General features: G+C 58.7%; 17 protein-coding genes. 8 read left to right on the top strand and 9 right to left on the bottom strand.

The features are described from left to right. The first annotated feature begins 175 nt into the window (after nucleotides 1–175). Both EJA72_RS17415 and EJA72_RS17420 read left to right on the top strand, forming a co-directional pair. Complete coding sequence (locus EJA72_RS17415) at nucleotides 176–532, top strand: hypothetical protein (RefSeq protein ID WP_157712658.1); 357 nt, start codon at nucleotides 176–178, stop codon at nucleotides 530–532. Nucleotides 533–602: 70 nt separating this feature from the next. Further along, nucleotides 603–1,097: a GreA/GreB family elongation factor gene (locus tag EJA72_RS17420; protein WP_157712659.1), complete on the top strand. Its 495-nt coding sequence runs from the start codon at nucleotides 603–605 to the stop codon at nucleotides 1,095–1,097. Here EJA72_RS17420 and gdhA read toward each other — a convergent pair. Both gdhA and ettA read right to left on the bottom strand, forming a co-directional pair. Then, the gene (gene gdhA / locus EJA72_RS17425) at nucleotides 1,094–2,431 is read right to left on the bottom strand and encodes an NADP-specific glutamate dehydrogenase (protein WP_157712660.1); all 1,338 of its coding nucleotides are present in this window, start codon (nucleotides 2,429–2,431) and stop codon (nucleotides 1,094–1,096) included. The two genes, EJA72_RS17420 and gdhA, sit on opposite strands and share 4 nt — an antisense overlap. A gap of 373 nt (nucleotides 2,432–2,804) precedes the next feature. Next, on the bottom strand, nucleotides 2,805–4,469 hold the full coding sequence (gene ettA / locus EJA72_RS17430; protein WP_157712661.1) for an energy-dependent translational throttle protein EttA: 1,665 nt from the start codon (nucleotides 4,467–4,469) through the stop codon (nucleotides 2,805–2,807). 283 nt (nucleotides 4,470–4,752) lie between these two features. Here ettA and EJA72_RS17435 point away from each other — a divergent pair, with 283 nt between their 5' ends. Together EJA72_RS17435 and glyA are read left to right on the top strand one after the other, a co-directional pair. Further along, nucleotides 4,753–8,601, top strand: coding sequence for a bifunctional diguanylate cyclase/phosphodiesterase (locus EJA72_RS17435; protein ID WP_157712662.1), 3,849 nt, complete (start codon nucleotides 4,753–4,755; stop codon nucleotides 8,599–8,601). 232 nt (nucleotides 8,602–8,833) lie between these two features. Further along, the gene (gene glyA / locus EJA72_RS17440) at nucleotides 8,834–10,087 is read left to right on the top strand and encodes a serine hydroxymethyltransferase (protein ID WP_157712663.1); all 1,254 of its coding nucleotides are present in this window, start codon (nucleotides 8,834–8,836) and stop codon (nucleotides 10,085–10,087) included. 203 nt (nucleotides 10,088–10,290) lie between these two features. Here glyA and yjiA read toward each other — a convergent pair whose 3' ends face one another. The 3 genes from yjiA to EJA72_RS17455 all read right to left on the bottom strand — a co-directional run bounded on the left by yjiA (nucleotide 10,291) and on the right by EJA72_RS17455 (nucleotide 13,704). Then, nucleotides 10,291–11,262, bottom strand: coding sequence for a GTPase (yjiA, locus tag EJA72_RS17445; RefSeq protein ID WP_157712664.1), 972 nt, complete (start codon nucleotides 11,260–11,262; stop codon nucleotides 10,291–10,293). A gap of 162 nt (nucleotides 11,263–11,424) precedes the next feature. After that, a complete protein-coding gene (locus EJA72_RS17450; protein WP_007895266.1) occupies nucleotides 11,425–11,622 on the bottom strand; it encodes a YbdD/YjiX family protein in 198 nt (65 codons plus the stop codon). A gap of 15 nt (nucleotides 11,623–11,637) precedes the next feature. Next, nucleotides 11,638–13,704: a carbon starvation CstA family protein gene (locus tag EJA72_RS17455; protein WP_157712665.1), complete on the bottom strand. Its 2,067-nt coding sequence runs from the start codon at nucleotides 13,702–13,704 to the stop codon at nucleotides 11,638–11,640. Between the two features lie 160 nt (nucleotides 13,705–13,864). On the opposite strand from EJA72_RS17455, the gene EJA72_RS17460 reads away from it, so the two are divergent. Then, complete coding sequence (locus EJA72_RS17460) at nucleotides 13,865–14,233, top strand: PilZ domain-containing protein (protein WP_157712666.1); 369 nt, start codon at nucleotides 13,865–13,867, stop codon at nucleotides 14,231–14,233. 15 nt (nucleotides 14,234–14,248) lie between these two features. Here EJA72_RS17460 and radA read toward each other — a convergent pair whose 3' ends face one another. Next, entirely contained in the window at nucleotides 14,249–15,616 is a 1,368-nt protein-coding gene (gene radA / locus EJA72_RS17465; RefSeq protein ID WP_157712667.1) for a DNA repair protein RadA, read from the bottom strand. A gap of 599 nt (nucleotides 15,617–16,215) precedes the next feature. Here radA and mscL point away from each other — a divergent pair. Continuing rightward, entirely contained in the window at nucleotides 16,216–16,635 is a 420-nt protein-coding gene (gene mscL / locus EJA72_RS17470; protein ID WP_157712668.1) for a large-conductance mechanosensitive channel protein MscL, read from the top strand. A gap of 36 nt (nucleotides 16,636–16,671) precedes the next feature. Here the strand turns inward: mscL and EJA72_RS17475 are convergent, their stop codons facing one another. After that, nucleotides 16,672–17,448, bottom strand: a complete 777-nt coding sequence (locus tag EJA72_RS17475; RefSeq protein WP_157712669.1) for a ferredoxin--NADP reductase — start codon at nucleotides 17,446–17,448, stop codon at nucleotides 16,672–16,674. Between the two features lie 324 nt (nucleotides 17,449–17,772). On the opposite strand from EJA72_RS17475, the gene EJA72_RS17480 reads away from it, so the two are divergent. Both EJA72_RS17480 and EJA72_RS17485 read left to right on the top strand, forming a co-directional pair. Continuing rightward, on the top strand, nucleotides 17,773–18,492 hold the full coding sequence (locus EJA72_RS17480) for a LuxR family transcriptional regulator (RefSeq protein ID WP_157712670.1): 720 nt from the start codon (nucleotides 17,773–17,775) through the stop codon (nucleotides 18,490–18,492). Between the two features lie 163 nt (nucleotides 18,493–18,655). After that, nucleotides 18,656–19,780: a methyltransferase gene (locus EJA72_RS17485; RefSeq protein ID WP_157712671.1), complete on the top strand. Its 1,125-nt coding sequence runs from the start codon at nucleotides 18,656–18,658 to the stop codon at nucleotides 19,778–19,780. A gap of 74 nt (nucleotides 19,781–19,854) precedes the next feature. Here EJA72_RS17485 and EJA72_RS17490 read toward each other — a convergent pair whose 3' ends face one another. After that, entirely contained in the window at nucleotides 19,855–20,022 is a 168-nt protein-coding gene (locus EJA72_RS17490; RefSeq protein WP_157712672.1) for a DUF2474 domain-containing protein, read from the bottom strand. A gap of 14 nt (nucleotides 20,023–20,036) precedes the next feature. Then, nucleotides 20,037–21,044 (bottom strand): cytochrome d ubiquinol oxidase subunit II, encoded by a 1,008-nt coding sequence (gene cydB, locus EJA72_RS17495; protein WP_157712673.1) that lies wholly within the window; start codon nucleotides 21,042–21,044, stop codon nucleotides 20,037–20,039. Between the last annotated feature and the right edge of the window lies 1 nt (nucleotide 21,045).

Raw genomic sequence — 21,045 nt, forward strand, 5'->3', positions numbered from 1 at the left:
CGATAGCGGTGTGTCAGCCAAAGATGATGTCGACTGACACACCGCCATCGCGAGCAGGCTCGCTCCTACAGGAGGTTTATGGTGTTGAATGGATTTTTCACAGCCCTTCTACAATCGCCTCACCAATCCGCTCCTAGACTTACCTTATAGGCCGTCGAGCGGCCGGGAGCGTGAGATGTGGCGGTTTGTGGCGGTAGCAGGTGTGTTGATCGTGATCGCGGGTTGCCAGACGACCCACGAAGATCTGATTGCCAAGGGTTATCCACCGGCGTTCGCCGATGGTTTTGATGACGGTTGCACCAGTGGCCGCCAGGCGGCCGGGGCAATGACCGGTGAATTTCGCAAAAATGTGCCGCGCTATCTCAAGGACAAGCAGTACGCCGAAGGCTGGGGCGATGGTTTTCGCCAATGCCAGGCCATGCTGGAAAACCAGGACCGCGATGACTATCGCAGCCACCATTGGGACGAGCGCGACAAAGCCTGGCAGCAGGAAAAAGACCAGGGTGCGGCCAGGGCGTATCGCTCGCCATGAGTCGCTGACAGACATTCCTCGAAACTAAAAGGCTGCGACCATGGCCCAAACCCTATAACGGGAGAACATCATGAGTCGCGCTTTCGTCAATGAAGATAACGCCGCCGCGCAAACCGATCAGCCTGTCGAACGGCTGGTCAGTGCGCAGCCCAATTACGTCACGCCTGACGGACTGCGCCTGCTGCAAGACAAGGTCGCTGAGTTGCACGCGTTGCACGGCGAGCAATCGACGCTGGGTGATCAGGCTGACAAACAATTGATGGTCAACCTTGAACGCGACTTACGCTACTTCCACCAACGCCTGCAAAGTGCTCAGGTGGTGACCACAGCGACGTCCACCAGCAAGGTGCAGATCGGCAGCTGGGTCATCTACGCCGACGAACACGGTACCGAGCGCCGCGTGCAATTGGTCGGCGAAGACCAGGCCGATGCCACCAAAGGCCTGATCAATTGGGGGTCGCCGCTGGGGCGGGCGTTGCTTGGGGCGCAGCTCGGTGACGAAGTGCTGTGGCAACGCCCCGCCGGCAATCAACTGATCGAGATCATCCGCATCGAACCGGCTTAAACCACGCCCTGGGCCAACATGGCGTCGGCCACTTTGACGAAGCCGGCGATGTTCGCGCCCTTGACATAGTTGACCGTGCCGTTCTCTTCACCGTAATGCACGCAGGCGTGGTGGATCGACTGCATGATGGCGTGCAGCTTGCTGTCCACTTCCCCACCGGTCCACAGTAGGCGCATGGCGTTCTGCGACATTTCCAGCCCGCTCACGGCCACCCCACCGGCGTTGGACGCCTTGCCCGGCGCGAACAGAATGTCGGCGTCGATGAACAGGTCCACCGCTTCAAGCGTGGTCGGCATGTTCGCGCCTTCCGCCACACATATGCAGCCGTTGCGCAGCAAGGTGCGGGCGGCATCGGCATCGAGTTCGTTTTGCGTGGCACACGGCAACGCAATGTCACAGCTCAGGCCCCACGGGTGCTGTCCGGCGAGAAACTCCAGGCCAAAGCGGCCGGCCAGTTCGCTGATGCGTCCGCGCTGGACATTTTTCAGTTCCAGCACCGCTTGCCATTGCGCTTCGGTCAAGCCGCTTTCGCAGTACAGCGTCCCTTCGGAGTCAGACAGCGAGATCACTTTGCCGCCCAGGTCCATGACCTTGCGTGCGGCGTACTGCGCGACGTTGCCGGAACCGGAAATCGCCACGCGCTTGCCTTCAACCGTGAGGCCGCGACGCTTGAGCATTTCTTCGGCGAAGTACACGCAGCCGAAACCGGTAGCTTCCGGACGAATCAGGCTGCCGCCGTAGCTCGGGCCCTTACCGGTCAACACGCTGGTGAACTGGTTGCTCAGGCGCTTGTACTGGCCGAACAGGAAGCCGATTTCTCGTGCGCCGACGCCGATATCACCGGCCGGCACGTCAACGTCGGCACCGATGTGGCGGTACAGCTCGCTCATGAAGGCCTGGCAGAAGCGCATGACTTCCGCATCGCTTTTGCCTTTCGGATCGAAATCCGAACCGCCCTTCCCACCGCCCATTGGCAACGAAGTGAGCGAATTCTTGAACGTCTGCTCGAACGCGAGGAACTTCAACACGCCGAGGTTCACCGAAGGATGGAAGCGCAGGCCGCCCTTGTAGGGACCAATGGCGCTGTTCATCTGGATACGGAACCCGCGATTGACCTGCACTTTGCCGTGATCGTCGACCCAGGAAACCCGAAACACGATCGCCCGCTCCGGCTCGCAAATCCGCTCCAGAATTCCCGAGGTCAGGTAGTGCGGATTAGCCTCGAGAAAGGGCCAGAGGCTACGCAGGACTTCTTCGACAGCCTGGTGAAATTCAGGCTGGTCCGGGTCGCGTTTTTTCAGGCGTGCAAGGAAGGATTCGACGGATTCGATCATGGAAAAGTCTCGGCAAATTTATTGTCGTTGGAAGAAATTGAGCCGGACTGTAACAAACGATTCGTGCACAGGAACAGAGCGAAATGTCGCATTTGTGAAATTAAATGGTGCGCTTTATATAAATTAGTCCTGAATTTTGAGGTTTTTCGCACCTAAAAAGGGATTAACACATTGGGTTTTGCACCATCAGTGACTCCGCCATCGCCGGCAGGCCAGCTCCCACAAGTTTAGTGGTGTTCACGCCCCCCGGGGCATTACCCAATCCCTGTGGGAGCTGGCCTGCCGGCGATGAATACAACTCGGTTCACCTGAAAAACACGCAAAAAAAACGGAGCCCGAAGGCTCCGTTCTTGTTCATGCAACCAACCCGATATCAGGCCAGTTTCTTGTGCCGTACACGGTGCGGCTGGGCCGCCGCTTCGCCGAGACGCTTTTTGCGATCGGCTTCGTATTCGGTGTAGTTACCTTCGAAGAACACCGCTTGCGAGTCGTCTTCGTACGCCAGGATGTGCGTCGCGACGCGGTCAAGGAACCACCGATCGTGAGAGATCACAATGGCGGCGCCCGGGAAGTCCAGCAGGGCTTCTTCCAGGGAACGCAGGGTTTCAACGTCGAGGTCGTTGGACGGTTCGTCGAGCAGCAGGACGTTACCGCCCTCCTTCAGGGTCAGGGCCAGGTGCAAGCGACCGCGCTCACCACCGGACAGGTCCTTGACGAACTTCTGCTGATCGCCACCCTTGAAGTTGAAGCGACCGACGTAGGTCCGCGACGGGATCTCGTAGCTGCCGATGCGGATCTGGTCCGAACCGTCGGAGATTTGCTGGAACACAGTCTTGCTGCCGTCCAGGTCTTCGCGGCTCTGATCCACACAGGCAAGCTGCACGGTTTCGCCGACTTCGATGCTGCCCGAGTCCGGCGTTTCCTTGCCCATCAGCATGCGGAACAGGGTCGACTTACCGGCACCGTTACCGCCGATCACACCAACGATGGCGCCTTTCGGCATGGAGAACGACAGGTTGTCGATCAACACGCGATCGCCGTAGCCCTTGGTGACGTTCTTGAACTCGATGACCTTGTCGCCCAGGCGTGGACCGGCCGGGATATAGATCTCGTTGGTTTCCGAACGCTTCTGGAATTCCTGCGACTGCATTTCTTCGAAGCGTTGCAGACGAGCCTTGGATTTGGACTGGCGGGCCTTGGCGCCTTTGCGCACCCACTCCAGTTCTTCCTTCATGGCTTTTTCGTGAGCCGACTGCTGCTTGGATTCCTGGGCCAGACGATCGGACTTGGCTTCGAGCCAACCCGAATAGTTGCCCTCGTAAGGAATGCCCGCGCCGCGGTCGAGTTCCAGAATCCAGCCGGCGACGTTGTCCAGGAAGTACCGGTCGTGCGTGATCGCAACCACGGTGCCCGGGAAGTCGTGCAGGAAGTGCTCCAGCCAGGCGACGGAATCGGCGTCCAGGTGGTTGGTTGGTTCGTCGAGCAGCAGCATGTCAGGGGCGGACAGCAGCAGGCGGCACAGGGCCACACGACGTTTCTCACCACCGGACAGGAATTCGACCTTGGCATCCCAGGCCGGCAGACGCAGCGCATCGGCGGCGACTTCGAGCTGACGATCCAGGTTGTGACCGTCGCTGGCTTGCAGGATGGCTTCGAGCTTGGCCTGTTCTGCCGCCAGTTTGTCGAAGTCGGCATCTTCCTCAGCGTAGGCCGCGTAGACCTCGTCCAGGCGTGCCTGGGCGTTCTTGATTACGCTGACCGCTTCTTCGACCACTTCACGCACGGTCTTGGTCGGGTCCAGGATCGGCTCTTGCGGCAGGTAGCCGATGTTCAGCTCCGGCATCGGACGGGCTTCACCCTCGAACTCGGTGTCGACGCCGGCCATGATTTTCAGCAGCGTGGATTTACCCGAACCGTTGAGACCGAGTACACCGATCTTGGCGCCAGGAAAGAAGGACAGAGAAATGTTTTTCAGGATTTCCCGCTTCGGCGGAACAACTTTGCCCAGCCGATGCATGGTGAAGACGTATTGAGCCATGGAGAACCTTGGGTCAGTGACTGATGAATGATTGGAGCGCGGGCGATGCCCGGCCAGGCCGTGCGCGTCGACGATTGACGGGTATCAATGGTGCGCGCTGAAAAAACCTGATTCTAGGAGCTGGAACGCTCCCGCGTAACCGGCAAAGCTACCTTATTGACAGAAGGCAGTCCAGCCGGGAGGGGCTGGCACTTTGCCACAAGTCAGGGCATGCTAGCCGCCCTTCGGGCGTCCGGCTTATAGTGCACGTCGCGCCAGTCCAGCCAAACCGCAGGATTACAGTTTGTCCAATGTCTCTCCGCCCCTGACTCCCCGTGCACCGACGGTTGCGCCCGGCTCCCCCCTGCGCGGAACCTTGAAAGGCGCGCTGGCCATGCTGGTATTGATGCTGCTTGCGCTGCTCTTCTGGCAGTTGCTGGACCAACTTCGCGCCACCCAGAAAACCCAGCGCCAGTACACCATCGACTACACCGCCGATCTGGCCGCGCAAGTCAGCTTGAACATGACGCTGAAGGCGCAGATCGCGCTCAACCTGTTACCGATCGTCGAACAACCGCAAAGTGACGACGAACAGCAGGCACTGCTGCGCAAGCTGCAACAGTCGTTGCCCGAACTGCGCAGCCTCGCCCTGCTTAGCCCATCGGGCACCATCCTCAGCGACAGCGCCGCCAACAGCGACGACGCCGATTACCTGAGCGAGCTGGTCCGGCGCAGCCGTGCCCAGGCGCACTATTTCAGCAATGCCGACGACGGTTCAGTAGTGCATCTATTGCTGCACCAGGCCAGTGGCAGCACCCGCGGCTATTGGGCCCTGCGACTGAAGCCGAATTTTTTCACTTCGCTGACCCAACAAAACGAAGCCGGTGTCCGTCCGCTGTGGCTGGTGGAAAACCGCCTGAACCACCAGATTATCAGTCGCGACGAAAGAATTCCCGCAACCAATCCGGGCGTGTTGAGCCCGGACGATGTCGCCAACAGCGTACTGACCGTGCCCTTAAGTAGTAGCGACTGGCAATTGCGCGGGTTGTTCGACCGGCAACTCGTGCTTGAACAACTGCTGCCAGCGTTCATCGGCAAATGCCTGTTGGGGCTGGCGCTTTCTCTGCTGCCATTCATCGTTTTACTGAACATGCGCCGCCGCCAACGCCAGCTGCATGAAGGCCGTCGACGCTATCAGGACATTTTCGAGGGCACTGGCGTCGCCCTGTGCGTGCTCGACGTCTCGGGGCTGAAAAGCTGCTTCGACAAGGCCCACCTGCAAAACAATGAACAACTGCAGGCCTGGCTCGAAACACCGGAGCAACGTGAACAACTGCTGCAGGAAGTGCGCATCACCGAGGTCAATCAGGTCGCGCTCAATCTGCTCAACGTCAATTCCTGCGCTCAAGCCTGGAAACTGCTGATCGACAGCGGGCCGCTGGACGGCACCGACATCGGCAATCAAATACTAGAAGCCGTCCACAACCAGCAAAAACAACTTGAGCTGGAAATCAAACTCCAGGACGCCAGTGGTCGCGACCAGCACCTATGGCTGGTGCTGCGCCTGCCGGAGGACCAGGACGACTATAACGCGGTGATCCTGAGCATCACCGACATCACCAGCCGCAAGCTGATTGAATTGTCGTTGCTGGAGCGCGAAGGTTTCTGGTCCGATGTCGTGCGCACCGTGCCGGATCACCTGTATGTGCAGGACGTGATCAGCCAGCGAATGATCTTCAGCAACCACCACCTGGGCCAGACGCTCGGTTACAACCGAACCGAGTTGCACCAGATGGGCGAGTATTTCTGGGAAATTCTCCTGCACCCCGAAGATGCCGACTTTTACCACCGTTCACGCCAGAACCAGCGACAGGCCGGCTACCGGCAATTGCTGCAGTGTCAACTGCGCTTTCGTCACCGCGATGGCAAGTGGCGGCGTTTCGAGATTCGCGAACAGGCGCTGGCGCGGGACAAGCACGATCAGGTCACGCGAATCATCGGCGTGGCCAAGGACATCACCGAACAGATCGAAGCCAGCGAATCCCTGCGCGACAGCGAGCAGCGCTACCGGATGCTCGCCGAAAGCATCAGCGACGTGATTTTCTCCACCGACAGCAGGCTGGCGCTCAATTACGTCAGCCCGTCGGTACTGGGGGTGCTGGGCTACGACGTCGACTGGATTTTCCAGAACGGCTGGCAGTCCACCATCGCCAACCCGCAGCAATTGACCGGCATCTACAACCTGATGGACCGGGTCAGCAAAGCGCTGGATCACCCCGAACAACTGGCGCTGTTGCGCAACCAGGTGCAGACCCAATTGTTCTTGTTCGACTGCCTGCGGGCGGACGGACGCAAGATTCCCATCGAGCTGCGGCTGGTGCTGGTCTGGGACGAACACGGCGCCTTCGAAGGCGTGCTCGGCGTCGGTCGCGACATCAGCCAGCAGCGCCGCGCCGAGAAAGACCTGCGCATGGCGGCCACGGTATTCGAACATTCGACCTCGGCGATCCTGATCACTGACCCGGCCGGCTACATCGTCCAGGCCAACGACGCCTTCAGTCGCGTCAGCGGCTATGCGGTCGAGCAAGTCCTCGATCAACTGCCGAACATGCTGACTGTCGACGAACAGCAGGACGCGCACTTGCGTTATGTGCTCAAGCAACTGCATCAGCACAGCACCTGGGAAGGTGAGGTCTGGCTCAAGCGGCGCAATGGCGAACACTACCCGGCCTGGGTCGGCATTACCGCAGTACTGGATGACGAGGGCGACCTGGCCAGCTATGTGTGTTTCTTCAGTGACATCAGCGAGCGCAAGGCCAGCGAGCAGCGCATTCACCGCTTGGCCTACTACGACGCCCTGACGCACCTGCCCAACCGCACACTGTTCCAGGATCGCCTGCACAGCGCCCTGCAATCGGCCGACCGGCAGAAATCGTGGGTGGTGCTGATGTTCCTCGACCTGGACCGATTCAAGCCGATCAACGACTCCCTGGGCCACGCCGCCGGCGACCGCATGCTCAAGGAAATGGCCACGCGCCTGCTCGGCTGCGTCGCCGATGACGACACGGTGGCCCGCATGGGCGGTGATGAGTTCACCTTGTTGCTGCAACCCAAGGTCAACCGTGAAATTGCACTGAATCGGGCGATTCACGTGGCGGAACAGATCCTCGCCAGCCTGGTGAAACCGTTCGTCCTCGAAGGTCGCGAGTTTTTTGTCACGGCCAGTATCGGCATCGCCCTGAGCCCGCAGGACGGCAACGAACTCAGCCAGTTGATGAAAAACGCCGACACGGCGATGTACCACGCCAAGGAGCGCGGCAAGAACAACTTCCAGTTCTATCAGGCGGACATGAACGCCAGCGCCCTGGAGCGCCTGGAACTGGAAAGCGATTTACGCCATGCCCTGGAACAGGACGAATTCGTTCTGTATTACCAGCCGCAGTTCAGCGGCGACGGCAAACGCCTGACCGGTGCCGAAGCCCTGCTGCGCTGGCGTCATCCGCGACGCGGCCTGGTGCCGCCGGGGGATTTCATTCCGGTGCTGGAAGAGCTCGGCCTGGTGGTCGATGTCGGCGACTGGGTGCTCACCGAGGCCTGTCGTCAGCTCAAGGCCTGGCATCTGGCCAAGGTCCGGGTGCCCAAGGTGTCGGTGAACATTTCGGCGCGGCAGTTCTCGGATGGCCAGCTCGGGACGCGAATCGCCACCATTCTGCGGGAAACCGGCCTGCCGCCGGCGTGCCTGGAGCTGGAGCTGACCGAAAGTATCCTGATGCGCGAAGTCAGCGAAGCCATGCAGATTCTCGCCGGCCTGAAAAACCTCGGCTTGAGCATTGCGGTCGACGACTTCGGCACTGGTTATTCATCGCTCAACTACCTCAAGCAGTTCCCGATCGACGTGCTGAAAATCGACCGCACGTTCGTCGACGGCTTGCCGTCGGGCGAACAGGACGCGCAGATTGCCCGGGCGATTATCGCCATGGCCCACAGCCTGAACCTGGCCGTGATCGCCGAGGGTGTGGAGACTCATGAACAGCTGGATTTCCTGCGCGAGCATGGGTGCGATGAGGTTCAGGGGTACCTGTTCGGGCGGCCGATGCAGGCGCACAAGTTTGAAGTGCAATTCAGCAATGATGCGTTGTTCATGTTCGATTGAAGCGCAATCATTGTGGCGAGGGAGCTTGCTCCCGTTGGACTGCGCAGCAGTCCCTTTTTGGGGCCGCTTCGCAGCCCAGCGGGAGCAAGCTCCCTCGCCACAGGCCAGCATGATCACCGCTGATCCCGTCATGAAGCCCACTTGTCTGCGACATGATCTCCTTTCATATGCCATCTAAAACCCATTGGGTTAGAATGCCCCCCTTTTCTGCCCCCGATCCTTGAGGACCGCCATGTTCAGCCGTGATTTGACTATTGCCAAGTACGACGCCGATCTCTTTGCCGCCATGGAGCAAGAAGCTCAGCGCCAGGAAGAGCACATTGAGCTGATCGCTTCGGAAAACTACACCAGCCCTGCGGTGATGGAAGCTCAAGGCTCGGTACTGACCAACAAGTACGCCGAAGGCTACCCGGGCAAGCGCTACTACGGTGGTTGCGAGTACGTCGACGTTGTCGAGCAACTGGCCATCGACCGTGCCAAAGAACTGTTCGGCGCCGATTACGCCAACGTTCAACCGCACGCCGGTTCGCAAGCCAACAGCGCCGTTTACCTGGCCCTGCTGTCGGCTGGCGACACCATCCTGGGCATGAGCCTGGCTCACGGTGGTCACCTGACTCACGGTGCCAGCGTTTCGTCCTCCGGCAAACTGTACAACGCCATCCAGTACGGCATCGACGCCAACGGCCTGATCGACTACGACGAAGTCGAGCGCCTGGCGGTTGAGCACAAGCCAAAAATGATCGTGGCCGGCTTCTCGGCTTACTCGCAGATCCTCGACTTCCCGCGTTTCCGCGAAATCGCTGACAAGGTTGGCGCGTACCTGTTCGTCGACATGGCCCACGTGGCCGGTCTGGTCGCCGCTGGCGTCTACCCGAACCCGGTTCCTTTCGCCGACGTCGTGACCACCACCACGCACAAGACCCTGCGCGGTCCACGTGGCGGCCTGATCCTGGCTCGCGCCAACGCCGACATCGAGAAGAAACTGAACTCCGCCGTATTCCCGGGCGCCCAGGGTGGCCCGCTGGAGCACGTGATCGCCGCTAAAGCGATCTGCTTCAAGGAAGCGCTGCAGCCTGAGTTCAAGACCTACCAGCAACAAGTGGTGAAAAACGCCAAGGCCATGGCCGGCGTCTTCATCGAGCGCGGTTTCGACGTGGTTTCCGGCGGTACTGAAAACCACCTGTTCCTGCTGTCACTGATCAAGCAGGAAATCTCCGGTAAAGACGCCGACGCCGCTCTGGGCAAAGCGTTCATCACCGTGAACAAAAACTCCGTGCCAAACGACCCACGCTCCCCGTTCGTCACCTCCGGCCTGCGCTTCGGCACCCCGGCTGTGACCACTCGCGGCTTCAAGGAAGCAGAGTGCAAAGAACTGGCCGGCTGGATCTGCGACATCCTGGCTGATCTGAACAACGAAGCGGTGATCGACGCCGTTCGTGAGAAGGTCAAGGCCATCTGCAAGAAGCTGCCGGTGTACGGCGCTTAATTGCACCGCTGAACCGCAGCAATAAAAAAACCGGCCAGTGATGGCCGGTTTTTTTTCGCCCGCAACTCACACTACCTGTAGGAGCGAGCTCGCTCGCGAAAAACCAGAGAGCACTGCGTTCAAGCAGGCAGGCCCCGTTATCGTTCACGTCCATCGCGAGCAGGCTCGCTCCTACAGGGGATTGCATTTCAAATGTGGGAGCTTTACGACGCCGCCACTCGCGCAAATCCCTCGCGAATTTTCTCTTCTGGCAGCTCGTCGGCGATAAACACGATCACGCTTTCCCGCGCCTCATCGTCAGCCCATTCGGTGTCCCAGTCGAAACCATAAAGCTTCAACACGCCCTGAAACACCATCCGCCGCGGCTCGCCAACGATGCTCAGCACGCCCTTGTAACGCAGCAGTTGCTTGCCATGTTCTTCCAGCAACTCGTTCATGAACTCGCTGAGCTTGTCGATATCCAGCGGCTTTTCGGTGCGCAGCACCAGGCTGGAAATGCGATCGATGGATGGCCCCTTGCTCACCGGGCGCAAGCTCACGCCACCACCGAGGTCGGCGTTGAGGTTGAAACCGCGTACGTCGAGCAGCTCGGCCAGGTCGATCTGGCCGTGGTCGACGACACGGATCGGGGCGCGGCGGTTGATGCGGGTCAGGCGTTCGCTTAAGGCGGTGAACGTCGGCTCGTCCACCAGATCGCGCTTGCTGACCAACAAACGGTCGGCAAAACCGATCTGCGCCTGAGCGATGGTCTGGGTCAGGTGTACGTCCGCGTGCGCGGCATCGACCAGGGTAATGATGCCGTCGAGGATGTAGCGCTCGCGCAATTCCTCGTCGATGAAGAAGGTTTGCGCCACCGGTGCCGGATCAGCCAGGCCGGTGCATTCGATCACCAGGCGATCGAAAGCAATTTCGCCGCTGTCCAGGCGTTCGAGCAGCAGGTACAGCGCCTTGGTCAGGTCAGTGTGGATGGTGCAGCAGACGCAGCCGTTGGACAGCGTCATTACTTGCACCGGCTCGTCGCCCAACAGTTGGGTGTCGATGCCGGCGTCACTGAATTCGTTCTCGATCACGGCGATTTTCAGGCCGTTCTCGGCTTTGAGCAGGTGGCGCAGCAGCGTGGTTTTACCGGCGCCGAGGAAGCCGCTGAGGATGGTGACGGGGATGGGAGAGGACAAACGGTTTCTCCTGCTTAACAAAATTAAAAGAAAACAAAAAACAAATGTGGGAGCGAGCCTGCTCGCGATGGCGGAGTGTCAGTCAATACAGATGTTGACTGTCAGACCGCTATCGCGAGCAGGCTCGCTCCCACAGGGAGTGGCATCAAGCCAAAGGTTGCATCAACAGCACTTCGGCCCACCCTTGCCGCCGTAACGAGCTTCCTGGCGTTCCCGGAAGAACATTTCGTAGCTCATCACCGGTTTGTCCGGGTGCTTGGTTTGCATATGCTCGACGTAGTTGTCGTAGTCGGGCATGCCGACCATCAGGCGCGCGGCCTGACCGAGGTATTTACCGAGGCGACTCAGGTCATTGAACATGTTTGCAATCCTCGATTACGCATCTGGCACAGCATGGAATGGCGCTTCTTTATCCGTACGCTCCTTGCTGCCCCAGGCGGCGATGCCGACCTTGAGCGCATAGAACAGGATACTGAAGACCACGAACAGGAACAGCGTCGTCAGGGTTGCGTTGGTGTAGGCGTTGAAAATCACGTGTTGCATCTGCGTGATGTCCTTGGCCGGCGCGAGGATCTGACCATTGGCCAGCGCATCGCTGTATTTCTTCGCCAGTGACAGGAAGCCGATCGCCGGGTTGGCGTCGAACAGCTTGATGAAACCGGCAGTGACGGTGCAGATCAACAGCCACACCGCGGGCAGCATGGTGACCCAGATGTAGCGCTGGCGTTTCATTTTGATCAACACGACGGTCGCCAACATCAGCGCGATACCGGCCAGCATCTGGTTGGAGATACCGAACAGCGGCCACAGGGTGTTGATGCCACCCAATGGATCGATCACGCCCTGATACAGCAAGTAACCCCACATCGCCACACAACCGGCGGTTGCGATCAGGTTGGCCGTCCAGGATTCCGTGCGTTTCAGTGCCGGTACGAACGAGCCGAGCAAGTCCTGCAGCATGAAGCGACCGGCACGGGTACCCGCATCGACCGCCGTCAGGATGAACAGCGCTTCGAACAGAATCGCGAAGTGGTACCAGAACGCCATGGTGTTTTCACCCGGCAGCACGCTGTGCAAAATCTGCGCGATACCGACCGCCAGGGTCGGGGCACCGCCAGCGCGAGCCAGGACGGTGGTTTCACCGATGTCCTTGGCCACCGCTTGCAGGGCTTCCGGGGTAATGGCAAAACCCCAGCTGCTAACCGTTTGCGCCACGGCCACCACGTCACCGCCGACGATAGCCGCCGGGCTGTTCATGGCGAAGTACACGCCCGGCTCGATCACCGATGCGGCAACCATGGCCATGATGGCCACGAAGGACTCCATCAGCATGCCGCCATAACCGATGTAACGGGCATGGCCTTCACTGGCCAGCAACTTCGGCGTGGTGCCGGAGGAAATCAGCGCATGGAAACCTGAGACCGCGCCACAGGCGATGGTGATGAACAGGAACGGGAACAGACCGCCCTTCCACACCGGACCCGTGCCGTCGATGAACTGGGTCAGGGCCGGCATTTTCAGCTCGGGCATGGTGATCAGAATACCGATGGCCAGCGCGACGATGGTGCCGATTTTGAGGAAGGTCGACAGGTAGTCGCGCGGCGCCAGAATCAGCCACACCGGCAATACCGCCGCGACGAAACCGTAGCCGATCAGCATCCAGGTGATTTGAATGCCGGTAAAACTGAATGCCTTGGCCCAGACCGGATCAGCGGCGATCTGCCCACCGAGCCAGATCGAACCCAGCAGCAGCAACACGCCGACCACGGAGATTTCACCAATGCGGCCCGGGCGGATGTAGCGCATGTAAATGCCCATGAACATCGCAATCGGGATGGTCGCCATCACCGTGAAAATGCCCCATGGGCTTTCGGCCAGGGCCTTGACCACGATCAGCGCCAGCACCGCAAGGATGATGATCATGATCAGGAAGCAGCCAAACAGCGCGATGGTGCCGGGGATGCGGCCCATTTCTTCACGGACCATGTCGCCCAGGGAACGGCCATTGCGGCGAGTGGACAGGAACAGCACCATGAAGTCCTGAACCGCACCGGCCAGCACCACGCCGGCAATCAGCCACAGCGTGCCGGGCAGATAGCCCATCTGCGCCGCCAATACCGGACCGACCAGCGGCCCCGCGCCGGCAATGGCTGCGAAGTGGTGACCGAAGAGAATGTGTTTGTTGGTCGGCACATAGTCCAGACCGTCATTGTTGAGCACGGCGGGGGTGGCCCGTCGCGGGTCGAGTTGCATCACATTGGACGCGATGAACAGACTGTAATAGCGGTATGCAACCAGATAAATGGCCACCGCGGCGACCACAATCCACAAGGCGTTGATCGCCTCGCCTCGGCGCAATGCCACTACGCCTAGGGCGCACGCTCCTACGATTGCCAGCAGCAGCCAGGGCAGATGGCGTAGCGGGCTATTATTATTTTTCATTTTATGATTCCAGCCAGGGTGGACAAGAAAGACAGCCACCCCGAGTTTAGCTCTCCTGACGCCAAAGACCATACCCCGACATTGGTCGAGAGGACTGCCTGCGGTGGCAGCCTTAGGCGATGCGGGTCTATAGTCAGCGAACCTTATCGAGGATTGCACCATGAGCGAGCACCCTGCCGATCGCCGCCGCTTCAAACGTATAGCGTTCGATGCCAGAACCGAGCTGAGCCAGGGAGAGTTCATCTGGCCGGTGAAGTTGATTGACCTGTCGCTCAAGGGCTTACTGATTGAGAAGCCCGAGGCGTGGTCGGGGGATAAATCGAAGGATTTCTTCGTCGATATTCATCTGACCGATGAGATCGACATCACCATGGATGTGCACCTGACGCATGAAGACCACGGTCAATTGGGCTTCGTCTGCCGCCACATCAGCCTGGAGTCCATCCAACGTTTGCGGCGCCTGATCGAGCTCAACCTGGGCGATGAGGCCGAGCTTGAGCGCGAATTGGGCGCACTGATGGAAGTCTGAAACCCAGCAGCTGGCTTATTCGAATAATGCGTCCAGGGCCTGTTCCAGACGTGTGACGGCAATAATCTGCAACCCCGGCGGCGCCTCTTTCGGTGCGTTGCCTTTGGGCACGATCGCACGTTTGAAGCCATGTTTGGCCGCCTCTTTCAAGCGTTCCTGGCCGCTCGGCACCGGGCGTACTTCACCCGACAGTCCAACCTCGCCGAACACCAGCAGATCATGGGGCAATGGCCGGTTGCGCAAACTGGACATCACCGCTGCCATCAGCGCCAGGTCAGAGGCTGTCTCCAGCACTTTCACGCCGCCCACCACGTTGAGGAACACGTCCTGGTCATGGGTCGGAATGCCGCCGTGGCGGTGCAACACGGCCAACAACATTGCCAATCGATTCTGGTCCAGCCCCAGCGTGACCCGACGCGGATTGGCCAGGTGACTGTCATCCACCAGCGCCTGAACTTCAACCAACATGGGCCGTGTGCCTTCCCACGTCGCCATGACCACACTCCCCGGCACTTCTTCCTGGGCACGCGTGAGAAAAATCGCCGACGGGTTAGAGACTTCTTTCAAACCCTTGTCGGTCATGCCGAACACGCCGAGTTCATTCACCGCGCCAAAGCGGTTTTTTACCGCGCGCAACAGACGCAAGCGCCCATCGGATTCACCCTCGAAATACAGCACGGTGTCGACCATGTGCTCGAGCACGCGCGGCCCGGCCAGCGCGCCTTCCTTGGTGACGTGGCCGACCAGGAAAATCGCCGTGCCGCTCTGCTTGGCATAGCGCACCAGCAGCGCGGCACTTTCACGCACCTGGGAAACGCCACCCGGTGCCGATTGCAACTGTTCGGTAAAAATGGTCTGGATCGAGTCGATCACCATCACCTTGGGCTTTTCGAGCCGGGCGGTGGCAATGATGGTTTCGATGCAGGTTTCGGTCATGACGCGCAGCTGGTCCTGCGGCAAGCCGAGACGACGAGCGCGCATGGCCACTTGCTGCTGGGATTCTTCGCCCGTGACGTAGAGCGCCGGCATGCTCTTGGCCAGGTTGCACAGGGTTTGCAACAGAATGGTCGATTTTCCGATGCCAGGATCACCGCCGATCAGCACCACCGAGCCGTCCACCAAGCCGCCGCCCAGCACGCGATCAAGCTCGCTGGACGCCGTGGAGAAACGCGGGATCTCTTCGACACTGACTTCGGCCAGGGTCTTGATTTGCGCCTGCTGGCCGGTCCAGCCGGTTCGCCCGGTCGGGGCCGCCGCCCCACCGCTCTCGACCATGGTTTCAGTCAAGGTGTTCCAGGCCCCGCACTCGCCGCATTGCCCGGCCCACTTGGGAAAAGTCGAACCGCACTCGGTGCAGCCATACATGCGCTTGGCCTTGGCCATCGGAACTCCCGGCAAAAAACGCGATGATAACTCAGGAAAGCCCGCTCAGCGCGACGCTATGGGCTGCCGAATCCTGGGCAGCAACTTTTGTGAATGAATAACATTATAAGATGCACGCAACGCATAACCACCTGTACAACTTCAAACAGTTTCAGCCAAACCAACCCCAACAACTATAAATAAAAGCTGTACAGGTCTTAAATAATTACAACGCCACTGTACAACCCACCAATAACATTGAGCCCGCAATATAAAAATCGAGTTCACTTTGAGGCAAGTCATATTCTCAGTCATACCGCATCGACACCTTTACAAACTCCGAACATCAAAGTGAAACTTTATTCATGTCCAGCATATCCTGCGCCATTGGAAATCAATCAATTCTCAAATACGAACTGATAACCGGAACAAGCGCTCTCCTCCGAAATAATCCACTCTCCTGAACGGACAATGGCCATTGCAGTGACGACATTGTGTAAACTTTTCGCCCCTGACCCGGTCGATACCCCACAAGCGCTGCAAGCAGGTGTTGCGAGCAAGATGCATTTTGCTGACTTACACTGCGCTTACCAATCTCATCTGTAACAAGGAAAAAACCTATGGGCGTGCTTAATGAGTTCAAGGCCTTCGCGGTCAAAGGCAATGTGGTCGACATGGCCGTCGGTATCATCATCGGCGCCGCCTTCGGCAAGATCGTCACGTCTTTCGTGGGCGATGTCGTGATGCCACCCATCGGCCTGCTGATCGGCGGGGTGGACTTCAGTGACCTGGCCATTACGCTCAAGGCCGCCGAAGGCAACGCACCCGCTGTAGTATTGGCCTACGGCAAATTCATTCAGAGCATGATCGACTTCATCATCGTCGCCTTCGCGATCTTCATGGGCGTAAAAGCCATCAACCGCCTGAAGCGTGAAGAAGCCGTTGCCCCTACCTTGCCGCCGGTTCCCACCAAGGAAGAAGAGCTGCTGGGAGAGATCCGCGACCTGCTGAAGGCCCAGAACAATCGGCCTTCGCTTTAAGTGAATGAAAAAAGGCGCCCCTGAGGCGCCGTTTTTTTACCAGTAGTTTTCCACGGCCACTTGCGCCGGGCGGCGGCTGAGGCTCAAGTGCATGTTCCGCTGTTTAAGCAGCTGGCGTGTGTCGTCGATCATCTGCGGGTTTCCGCAGAGCATGACCCGCGAATGCTCGGCGGTCAGGGCCACGTCGGCTGCTCGTTCCAGCTCGCCATTCTCGATCAGCGTGGTAATTCGGCCATTCAAGGCGCCCGGATGATGTTCCCGCGTGACAGTGGGAATGAATTGCAACTTGTGTGCGAATTCCGCCAGGTAATCGCGCTGCACCAGCCCCGCGATCAGCTCCTGGTAGGCCAGCTCCCGCGCTTCACGCACGCTGTACACCAGAATGATCCGCTCGAATTTTTCCCAGACCTCGAAATCCTGCAGGATCGACAGAAACGGCGCCACGCCAGTGCCTGTGGATAACAGCCACAAATCACGCCCGTCGACAAAGCGGTCAAGCGTCAGGTACCCGAAGGCCTGGCGATCGACCAGCAACGTATCGCCAACTTCCAGTCGGCACAATTCACTGGTGAATTCCCCACCTGGCACCACGATGGAAAAGAACTCGAGAAACTCGTCGTAGGGTGAGGACACCATGGAATAGGCACGCCACACCGTGCTGCCATCAGCCTTAGTGACCCCCAGTCGGGCAAATTGGCCTGCGCGAAACCGAAAGCCCGGATCCCTTGTAGCCCGCAAGGTAAACAGGTTCGGGGTCAACGGTCGTACGTCGAGCAAGGTCTGACGAGTGAATTTTTCTGCGCTGGCGGTCATGGGGCGCTCCGTTCATCTGTGCTCCCAGTGTCCCGCAAAGCGCGCCAATTAAACACGGATGAACTGTAGTGTCTTTGGTGTAAATACTCTATCTCTGGCAAACATAACCAACCAGTTAATACCAAGGTTGTTTTCGATAATATTAAAACTGACATTCAAAAAAATGCATGAAAATCCGATATGTATTAGAACTTAATTATTGTTTTTATAAATTAATAACATCGAAATATTTCAGCGCTTTCGTACGAATCATCCTACACTCGCAGCGTGCTGGATCTCGGATCCAATAGACACCCCCGCGCTAATTTACACATGGAGTCCCTTATGGAGAGGTGGAAAGAATCACAGCTAAAACGCCTGTCGATGACGACGGACATTGAAACGGCCTATGAAATTTCACTCGGTTTTGCAAAAAACATCGGTTATAAATTTTTCGCCTTTTCAACAACTTGCCGAACACAGAACGGATCATTGAAAACTGTTCGTTTAAATAATTATCCGGTCGAATTCGAATCTGACTATGTAGAAAAACAGTCTCGCGACATTGATCCAGTAGTAGCACATTGCAATCAAACAACCATGCCCATCCTTTGGCAGGAAGAGCTTTTTTCCAGCTCTCCGTGGTTATGGGATGCACTCGAATACCAAGGGATGCAGCACGGCTGGTCACAATCGGTGCACGACGAAAGCAGCGATCTGTGCAGCATTTTAAGCCTGGCCAGAAGCCATTGCCCGGTTTCCGCACTCGAGCTGTATGAAAACCTCGGTTATTCAATTTTCATGGGGCGGCATTTACACGATTTGATTGCGCCGACGTTGCCCCAGTTAGCCCCCAGGCCCCCTCCCCCTCATTTGTCACAACGTGAAATCGATGTGCTGAAACTGGCGGCAGATGGCAAGACAGCGGGCGAGAGCGCGGTCATTCTCAACGTCACCGCCCGCACCATCAATTTCCATGTGCAGAAGGCAATCGAGAAATTCAGGGTCAACAACAAGCTTTCGGCCGTTATTGCAGCGGCGAAAGCAGGCTATTTCCCTGGCTGATCAAAAAAACCTGCGAGTAATCCAAAAGAAAAAACCGTACCATTTGCGGTCTCTCCTGAGTGATGTTGTGTGAACCTTCACGGCGCAGTCCACTCAGCCGGTCCCGCCCGCAAAAATGCCTCTTGGCAGCGGGGCACCCGTTGATTACCAAGAGCCCCGCCCGATGCCTTTGCTCGAAACACCCTTCGCCCGACTTGATCTGATCCGCCAGCCTGAACAGCAGAATGAACCGCTGCAAGCGTTTGACGCGGCAGACGAGTACTTGCTCAATCATCTGGCCGAACAGCAACCGAGCCCGGAAACCCGGGTGCTGGTGCTCAACGACAGCTTTGGCGCATTGGCCGCGAGCCTCTCGGGGAACGTTCGGGTGACCAGCAGTGGCGACTCTTTCCTGGCCTTCCAGGGACTGGAAAAGAATCTGATCCGTAACGGACTGGCGTTCGATGCGGTGCCGAGCGTGCCTGCCAGCGAAGCCTTCGTAGGCCCGTTCGACCGGGTACTGATTCGAGTCCCCAAAACACTGGCCCTGCTGGAAGAGCAATTGATCCGCCTGCAGGGTCATCTGGCCCCCGGCGCCCAGGTCATTGCCGCCGCGATGATCAAGCATTTGCCCCGTGCGGCAGGCGATTTGCTGGAGCGCTATATCGGTCCGGTACAAGCCTCACTGGCGGTGAAGAAAGCCCGGTTGCTAATAGCTTCCGTTGAAGTCAAGACGCCAGCCGTATCGCCTTACCCTTCGCGCTATCAGCTCGACGAACCTGCCATCGAACTGCTCAACCATGCCAATGTGTTCTGTCGAGAAGGCCTGGACATCGGAACGCGAGCGTTTCTACCGCACTTGCCGAAAAACCTGGGTGCCGCACGCGTCGCCGACCTGGGTTGCGGCAACGGCGTTCTGGCCATTGCCAGCGCCCTGCAAAACCCTGAGGCTCACTACACGCTGGTGGACGAATCATTCATGGCCGTGCAGTCGGCGGGTGAAAACTGGCGCGCGGCGCTGGGTGATCGCGACGTGATCCTGCGTGCCGGCGATGGCCTTGCGGGCCAGGAACCTCAGTCGCTGGATGTGGTGTTGTGCAACCCGCCGTTCCACCAGCAACAGGTGGTCGGCGACTTTCTCGCCTGGCGGATGTTCCAGCAAGCTCGCGAAGCGCTGGTGGTCGGCGGTGCGCTGTACATCGTCGGCAATCGCCATTTGGGTTATCACAGCAAGCTTGCGCGGTTGTTCCGTGGTGTCGAGCAAGTGGCGGCGACGCCGAAATTCGTGATTCTCAAAGCCCGTAAATAACCGGCAAAAAAAACCCTCCGTCAGGAGGGTTTCAAAGCCGTGCCATTCGGCAACGGGATGGGATCAGACATGCATCAGTGGGTCGTCAAACCCGCGGCATTCATGAACAGGCGCATCAGGCTCGCAGCGATGAACAGCGCCACAACGCTGCCAGCCCAGATCATCGCCAGCCAGCCGAGCCGCTGCCACAGCGGCTTTTTCTCTGCGGCTTCGATTTCCTGCAAGGTAGGTTTGCCAGCCATCATCGCAATCTCCTCTAGTGGTAGCCGTCTTCGTGGGTCACCTTGCCGCGGAACACGTAGTAGCTCCAGAAGGTGTAACCCAGGATGAACGGGATGATGAACAGTGTGCCCACGAGCATGAAGCCTTGGCTTTGCGGCGGTGCGGCGGCGTCCCAGATCGAGATCGATGGCGGCACGATGTTTGGCCACAGGCTGATCCCCAGGCCGCTGTAGCCGAGGAAAATCAATACCAGCGTCAGCAGAAATGGCGTGTAGTGCGCATTGCGAGCCACCGCGCGGATCAGGCCGTACATGGTCACCAGTACCAGGATCGGCACCGGCAAGAACCAGAACAGGTTCGGCAGGGTAAACCAGCGTGCCGCGATCTCGGCATGGGCCAGCGGCGTCCAGAGGCTGACGATACCGATCACCGCCAGCACCACAAAGGCCAGCGGCCGTGCCAGGTTGTGCATCTGCTCTTGCAGCTTACCCTCGGTTTTCATGATCAGCCATGTGCAGCCGAGCAGCGCATAAGCCACCACCAGCGCGAGACCGCAGAAGAGGGTGAATGGCGTCAGCCAATCCAGTGAACCACCGGCAAACTGACGGTTGACGACCGGCAGTCCATCGATGAACGCGCCGAGTGCAACGCCCTGGAAGAACGTCGCAGCGACCGAGCCACCGATAAACGCCTTGTCCCACAGGTGACGCTTATCGTCCCTGGCCTTGAAGCGGAACTCGAACGCCACACCGCGGAAAATCAGGCCGATCAGCATGAAAATCAGTGGCAGGTACAACGCCGAGAGCACCACGGAATAGGCCAGTGGAAAGGCCCCGAACAACGCGGCGCCCCCCAGTACCAGCCAGGTTTCGTTACCGTCCCAGACCGGCGCGACGGTGTTCATCATCACGTCACGGTCGGTCTTGCCCGGGATGAACGGGAAGAGAATCCCGATGCCCAGGTCGAAACCGTCCATGACCACGTACATCATGATGCCGAAGATGATGATCACGGCCCAGATCAGCGGAAGATCAATACCCATG

The sequence above is a fragment of the Pseudomonas sp. PB120 genome, from assembly GCF_009761815.1.
Taxonomy (GTDB): domain Bacteria; phylum Pseudomonadota; class Gammaproteobacteria; order Pseudomonadales; family Pseudomonadaceae; genus Aquipseudomonas.

Excerpts from the sequence above, each read along its gene's own strand:
- EJA72_RS17480 (WP_157712670.1), top strand. The coding sequence starts at position 17,773 with ATGGAGAGGTGGAAAGAATCACAGCTAAAACGCCTGTCGATGACGACG.
- EJA72_RS17475 (WP_157712669.1), bottom strand. The coding sequence starts at position 17,448 with ATGACCGCCAGCGCAGAAAAATTCACTCGTCAGACCTTGCTCGACGTA.
- radA (WP_157712667.1), bottom strand. The coding sequence starts at position 15,616 with ATGGCCAAGGCCAAGCGCATGTATGGCTGCACCGAGTGCGGTTCGACT.
- EJA72_RS17460 (WP_157712666.1), top strand. The coding sequence starts at position 13,865 with ATGAGCGAGCACCCTGCCGATCGCCGCCGCTTCAAACGTATAGCGTTC.
- EJA72_RS17485 (WP_157712671.1), top strand. The coding sequence starts at position 18,656 with ATGCCTTTGCTCGAAACACCCTTCGCCCGACTTGATCTGATCCGCCAG.
- mscL (WP_157712668.1), top strand. The coding sequence starts at position 16,216 with ATGGGCGTGCTTAATGAGTTCAAGGCCTTCGCGGTCAAAGGCAATGTG.
- gdhA (WP_157712660.1), bottom strand. The coding sequence starts at position 2,431 with ATGATCGAATCCGTCGAATCCTTCCTTGCACGCCTGAAAAAACGCGAC.
- ettA (WP_157712661.1), bottom strand. The coding sequence starts at position 4,469 with ATGGCTCAATACGTCTTCACCATGCATCGGCTGGGCAAAGTTGTTCCG.
- EJA72_RS17415 (WP_157712658.1), top strand. The coding sequence starts at position 176 with ATGTGGCGGTTTGTGGCGGTAGCAGGTGTGTTGATCGTGATCGCGGGT.
- EJA72_RS17450 (WP_007895266.1), bottom strand. The coding sequence starts at position 11,622 with ATGTTCAATGACCTGAGTCGCCTCGGTAAATACCTCGGTCAGGCCGCG.
- EJA72_RS17490 (WP_157712672.1), bottom strand. The coding sequence starts at position 20,022 with ATGGCTGGCAAACCTACCTTGCAGGAAATCGAAGCCGCAGAGAAAAAG.
- EJA72_RS17455 (WP_157712665.1), bottom strand. The coding sequence starts at position 13,704 with ATGAAAAATAATAATAGCCCGCTACGCCATCTGCCCTGGCTGCTGCTG.
- EJA72_RS17420 (WP_157712659.1), top strand. The coding sequence starts at position 603 with ATGAGTCGCGCTTTCGTCAATGAAGATAACGCCGCCGCGCAAACCGAT.
- cydB (WP_157712673.1), bottom strand. The coding sequence starts at position 21,044 with ATGGGTATTGATCTTCCGCTGATCTGGGCCGTGATCATCATCTTCGGC.
- glyA (WP_157712663.1), top strand. The coding sequence starts at position 8,834 with ATGTTCAGCCGTGATTTGACTATTGCCAAGTACGACGCCGATCTCTTT.